Below are 5,551 nucleotides of genomic sequence, written 5' to 3' on the forward strand. Positions count from 1 at the left end.
TGCGGCTGACTTTCGATTACGGGGCACTAGGTGAGTATAGTTTGTCGGAGGAAAAATACTTGCTCCGTTGCAAATATAATGAGGAGGAGAATCTGAACGCGTTTGTCTCGCAGATGAGGCGGGAATATGACAAATTCTTTTATGATGAAGAGCATACCGGGTTCAAGCGGGATTCACGTTTCTTCTCGATGCTTTGCAATGCTTGCCTGGAAGTGCGGGAACCTTGTTGGGCCTCTGAACAGGAATGGCGGCTTGTACAATTTTGTGATCCGGTAGAAGCGGGATATGATTTTATAGGGGCTAACTTGGTCCCTTATGTGGATTATGCGATCCCGTTCGGATGTCTCCGCCGGATTGCCTTGATGAACTTGTCGGAGAATAGTTTAACATATAGCGCTCTGGCGGGATTCCTCCAGAGCATAGGGTTAGCTCCCGACCGTTATTTGGAAGGGATGTTGGAGGGAGTAATCTTCTTTGAGATAGTCTATATTCTGGATGGAAGCGGAAAATTCCATGCGTACACGTTGGGGGATGAGAAAGAATGTCACGGATATATGGCAGGAGACCTGTATCTGATTCCGCCGGAACGGGCATACCGATTTATAATAAACAATCCTGTCGATATGTCTTTATCCGTTTCACAAAGAATTATATATCAGACTATATTAATAGCTATATAGAGAAAAAACTCGAAATACAGTCCGGATTTAGAATCCAACCTTCCGGTTCTGATATGAACATGCTTCGTTCCCTGGTGGGTATAACGGAAACTGAAGTGATCAACAGGCAGATGAAATGCTTGTAAATCCCTGTATGAGCATTTGAATATACGTGAAACAATAAGCTGATTGGCAATAATCGGTCATACACATAGAAGTAGACCGTTACTTATAGTACCATAAGAGACCAGCTTTAAAATGAGATAGAATACATCTGGCTGTCCTCTATTATTTCCGATGTGCGATTGCTCCGGTATTCCGACGGTGAAACCCCTATACGCTTCTGTACATATCGGCTGAAATAAGAGAGGGATGAGAAATTCATCCGCTCTACGATTTCCGTTAATGGGAGCTCCTTCCGATTCAAACAACGGATGACCTCGTGAAGCGTAAAACGGTCTATCCAGTAAGACGCAGGCTCGCCGCCCACCTTTTTGCATATTTCCGAAAGGTAATGAGGCGTAATGCAAAGATGCGACGCATAATAAGACAAATCACGATGCCGGACATATTCTCCTTGATAAAGCATTTCAATGAATTGCCGCAAAAGGGATATCGCCCTTTCCGGTATCGGTTCCGGTTTCCGCCCCCGCGCGTGAATATCGTACAGATCGAGGATATGCGCAAGCAAAAGATGCCCCAGCATTTCTTCCCGAAAAAGGTGTTCCCGGTCATTCAGCCGTTCACGAAGGCGCGACATGTCGGTACGACATTTCCGGAAGTCGTTTTCCGAAAGTCTCATCACCGGATTCTGCAATAGTGACAAGTGTCCGATAATGCCGTAATTGCTACGCAGGGCCATTGAGGTGACAAATGATTCGGAAAGACTCATAATAATGGCGTCAAAGTCGGAGGACTCCGAGAAAGAGCAGGCCAAGGAACGGTTGGGCAGGATGACATAGTCGCCCTTGGCTATATTGTACCTCACATCGTGAAAAACAAAACTCATGCTTCCTTCCATGCAGAGGATATGCAGAATATGGCCGAACTGCTTTTGGGGAGCGCAATCATTAATGGAATCCCCAAAGTATATTTTATCCCAAATCACCTGTTCCATTCTCTTCATATTTGCCGGATACAAATATAGACAAAAACCACGAAAAGTGAAAATCTCTCACCGTATATTGTAACAATGTATCTGTATGATTCTTATAACTTTGCGCCTGTAAATCAAAAACAATATGACGATGAAAGAAGTAAGATTGAACAATGGAGTGATAATGCCGGCCATAGGATTCGGGGTTTTCCAGATTCCCGAGAACGAGACGGAAAGGGTCGTAACAGACGCACTCGAAGCCGGCTACCGGATGATCGACACAGCCGCGGCCTATTTCAACGAGAGACAGGTAGGCGATGCCATACGGCACAGCGGGCTGAAACGCGAAGATTTGTTCGTTACCACCAAACTATGGGTGCAGGACTATGAATATGAAGACACCCTTCGGGCCTTTGACAACTCAATGAAACAGCTCGGGCTGGACTATCTGGATTTGTATCTGCTGCATAAACCGTATGGCAATTATTATGAGGCATGGAGAGCAGCGGAAAAATTGTATAAAGAGGGACGCGTACGCGCCATTGGGGTGACCAGTTTCGGAAACGAACGTTTGCAGGATCTCTTTCTGCACAACGAAGTAAAACCTGCCGTCAACCAGATAGAAACGCATCCTTTCTTCCAGCAAAAGGAAGCCAATGTCTTTCTGCAGCAAGAAGGCATACAGCATGAAGCGTGGGCACCGTTCGCAGAGGGCAAGAATGGCATATTCCAACATCCGGTTCTGAAAACCATCGCTGAGAAGCACGGAAGGACGGTGGGACAGGTCATTCTTCGCTGGCTGAACCAAAGAGGTGTGGTGATCATTCCGAAAAGTGTCCGTAAAGAGCGTATGATGGAAAACCTGGATATCTTTAATTTTACGCTTACAGATGAAGAAATGAAGGACATAGCCGGACTGGATACAGGGAAAAGTCCGATTTACGACGACATGGACCTGCCGACAGTAAGAGGAATAGGTACACATAAAATACATGACTGATATGAATACTATCGAATTGAACAATGGCATTAAGATGCCGATGCTGGGCTATGGTGTCTTTTTGGTTGGCCCGCAAGAATGTGAGTACTGCGTGTCGGAAGCCATCCGGCTTGGCTATCGCCTGATTGATACGGCACAGGCATATTATAACGAGGAGGGCGTAGGTGCGGCAATCAGCAAATGCGGCATACCGCGTGAAGAATTGTTTCTGACCACAAAAGTATGGATCTCCAACGCGGGTGAGGAGAAGGCGGCACGGAGCATAGACGAATCGCTCCACAAACTCCGTACCGATTATATCGACCTGCTGCTCGTTCACCAGCCTTTTGGCGATTACTATGGGACATACCGGGCAATGGAAAAGGCATACAGGGACGGTAAAGTCCGGGCCATAGGCTTGAGCAATTTCTATGATGCCCGGTTTGTTGATCTGGCGGAAAACATGGAAATCAAACCCGCCGTCCTGCAGTTGGAGACGCACGTGTTTTCCCAGCAGGCCAGAATGAGAGAACTGATAAAGGATTACGGAACGCGTCTGATGGCCTGGGGGCCACTGGCGCAAGGCACAGACCGGATTTTCACAAATGAAACGCTGAAAAATATCGGGGCGAAATATGGCAAGACCAGTGCCCAGGTCGCTCTAAATTTCTTGACGGGTGAAGGTATTGTAGCGATTCCCAAATCGGTACATACGTTACGCATGACAGAGAATCTGGACATTGAGAGTTTCGAACTGACAGAAACAGACCGGGAGATGATCCGAAAACTGGATACGGGACTGTCCAAGGTTGACTTCAACGATCCGGCGATGGCGAAATACCTATTGGAGTATGATAAGAATTTCAATCCGGACAATTGACAGTATATAAAAATATAACCGTATTCATCAAAAGCAGGCGAAAATATAAATGGAATATCATTCTTTTTTTGCCTGCTTTTATTATATGGGATAAAGTCCGCAAAAACAGTATAGAGATCGGTACGGATGGTTCAAATCTGTATTATAAATGTTCGTTAAAAAACAAACGATAATTTGTGTTCTATTTTATTGTTCGTATATTTGCGAACAATAAAATAGAACAAGGGAGGAATTAAAGATATGGAGCAGCAAGAACAAATTGCCCGTTTTGCTAAGGCTTTGGGACATCCTACCAGGATAGCGATATTAAATTTTCTTGCCAAACAAGAAAGTTGTTATTTTGGGGATATTCACGATGAGTTACCTATCGCCAAAGCGACCGTTTCCCAGCATCTAAAAGAATTAAAAGATGCTGGACTGATACAGGGTGAAATAGAAACGCCCAAAGTAAAATATTGCATAAATCGTGAAAACTGGGAGATCGCAAGACAATTGTTCGCCCAATTATTTTGCGATTGTGCTTGTAAAAAAGGTGCTTGCTGTGAATAGCAGCCCTTTTTTTAAGAATATTGTTCGTTGTTTTGCGAATTACATTTAGCAAATACGGTGAGATGCTGATCTCTCCGGTCTTGATATTTGTAGGGGTATTCATGCTTTTCGGAGATCGTTTGAACCTGCCAAAATTTGGTTTTTCAGGAACTGGAAAGACTGAAAAGTTAAAGGGGAATTTAGGCTGTCTTTTGCTTGGAGTGCTTTTCGCTCTGGCGTTTTGTCCTACCAGCGGACTATTTTATTTCGGGATGCTCATACCCATGTCGGCAACAGAACCGGGGGGGCTACCTTTTGCCCGTTGTCTATGCTGTGGCTACCGGCCTGCCTGTTATCCTGGTTGCCTGGATCTTGGCGTACAGCGTTGCCGGAATAGGTAAATTCTATAACCGCATACAGATTTTTCAAAAATGGTTTAACAGAGTGGTTGCCGCCTTGTTTATTGCAGTCGGTATTTATTACGCATATATCAATTACTTATAATTAAAATAAAACAGAATATGAAAAAGATAGAAATTTTTGTAGAAATTTTTGATCCGGCGATGTGTTGTCCTACCGGATTGTGTGGCCCGAATATCAATCCTGATCTTATGAGGATTGCGGCAGTTCTGGAAACTCTCAAAAGACAAGGAATCATTGTTGAACGCCATAATTTGCGGGATGAACCGCAGCTTTATGTCAGCAATAAAACAGTTAATGACTATTTGATGAAAGAGGGTGCGGACGATCTGCCGATTACCATAGTAGAGGGCGAAATCGTGGTTACAAAGAGTTATCCAACCAACAAGCAATTAAGCGAATGGACGGGGGGTAATTTAGATATTGTTCCAATTATTAAATAATGAGATTATGAAGAATTTTAATTTATCCGATATACAACTGACAAAGTAACAGGTAAGGGTGGTGTAGGTAAAACTTCTATCGCTTGCGCTACGGCTGTCGGCCTTGCGGATCTTGGCAAAAAAATATTGTTGATAAGTACAGATCCGGCCTCTAACCTGCAAGATGTGTTCGGGCAGGAATTAAACGGGCATGGTACGGATATATCCGAAGTTCCTGGCCTCGTGGTTGTAAACCTTGATCCGGAAAAGGCCGCCGCAGAATACCGGGAAAGCGTGATTTCCCACGATAGGGGGAAATTGCCGGAAAGTGTAATCCGAAATATGGAAGAACAACTTTCCGGATCTTGTACGGTGGAGATCGCAGCATTCAATGAATTTTCGGACTTTATTACCGATGAAGCCAAACAAAGGGAATACGATCATATCATTTTTGATACAGCACCAACAGGGCATACCCTAAGAATGTTGCAACTTCCGTCTGCCTGGAGTACGTTTATCAGTGAGAGCACACATGGCGCGTCTTGCTTAGGCCAGTTGTCAGGGTTG

General features: G+C 44.5%; 5 protein-coding genes and 3 pseudogenes. 7 read left to right on the plus strand and 1 reads right to left on the minus strand.

From position 1 onward, the window contains the following. Nucleotides 1-680: pseudogene (locus BHV83_RS00075) on the plus strand (hypothetical protein); the annotation flags it as partial. A 232-nt stretch (nucleotides 681-912) separates the two neighbouring features. On the opposite strand, the gene BHV83_RS00080 reads toward BHV83_RS00075, so the two are convergent. Beyond that, nucleotides 913-1,785, minus strand: coding sequence for a helix-turn-helix domain-containing protein (locus BHV83_RS00080; protein ID WP_286755139.1), 873 nt, complete (start codon nucleotides 1,783-1,785; stop codon nucleotides 913-915). Between the two features lie 121 nt (nucleotides 1,786-1,906). On the opposite strand from BHV83_RS00080, the gene BHV83_RS00085 reads away from it, so the two are divergent. From BHV83_RS00085 to BHV83_RS00110, 6 genes and pseudogenes are all read left to right on the plus strand, one after another. After that, the gene (locus BHV83_RS00085) at nucleotides 1,907-2,755 is read left to right on the plus strand and encodes an aldo/keto reductase (protein WP_122206179.1); all 849 of its coding nucleotides are present in this window, start codon (nucleotides 1,907-1,909) and stop codon (nucleotides 2,753-2,755) included. 1 nt (nucleotide 2,756) lies between these two features. Then, nucleotides 2,757-3,614, plus strand: a complete 858-nt coding sequence (locus BHV83_RS00090) for an aldo/keto reductase (protein WP_122206180.1) — start codon at nucleotides 2,757-2,759, stop codon at nucleotides 3,612-3,614. Nucleotides 3,615-3,854: 240 nt separating this feature from the next. Then, nucleotides 3,855-4,163 carry an ArsR/SmtB family transcription factor gene (locus BHV83_RS00095; RefSeq protein ID WP_005644023.1) on the plus strand — a complete coding sequence of 103 codons (309 nt, stop codon included), beginning with the start codon at nucleotides 3,855-3,857 and terminating at the stop codon, nucleotides 4,161-4,163. Nucleotides 4,164-4,210: 47 nt separating this feature from the next. Then, nucleotides 4,211-4,646, plus strand: a pseudogene (locus BHV83_RS00100) (urease accessory protein UreH domain-containing protein); the annotation flags it as partial. A 17-nt stretch (nucleotides 4,647-4,663) separates the two neighbouring features. Continuing rightward, a complete protein-coding gene (gene arsD, locus BHV83_RS00105) occupies nucleotides 4,664-5,005 on the plus strand; it encodes an arsenite efflux transporter metallochaperone ArsD (protein ID WP_286755147.1) in 342 nt (113 codons plus the stop codon). Nucleotides 5,006-5,012: 7 nt separating this feature from the next. Then, nucleotides 5,013-5,551: pseudogene (locus BHV83_RS00110) on the plus strand (TRC40/GET3/ArsA family transport-energizing ATPase); the annotation flags it as partial.

Source organism: Parabacteroides sp. merdae-related_45_40, assembly GCF_001915675.1.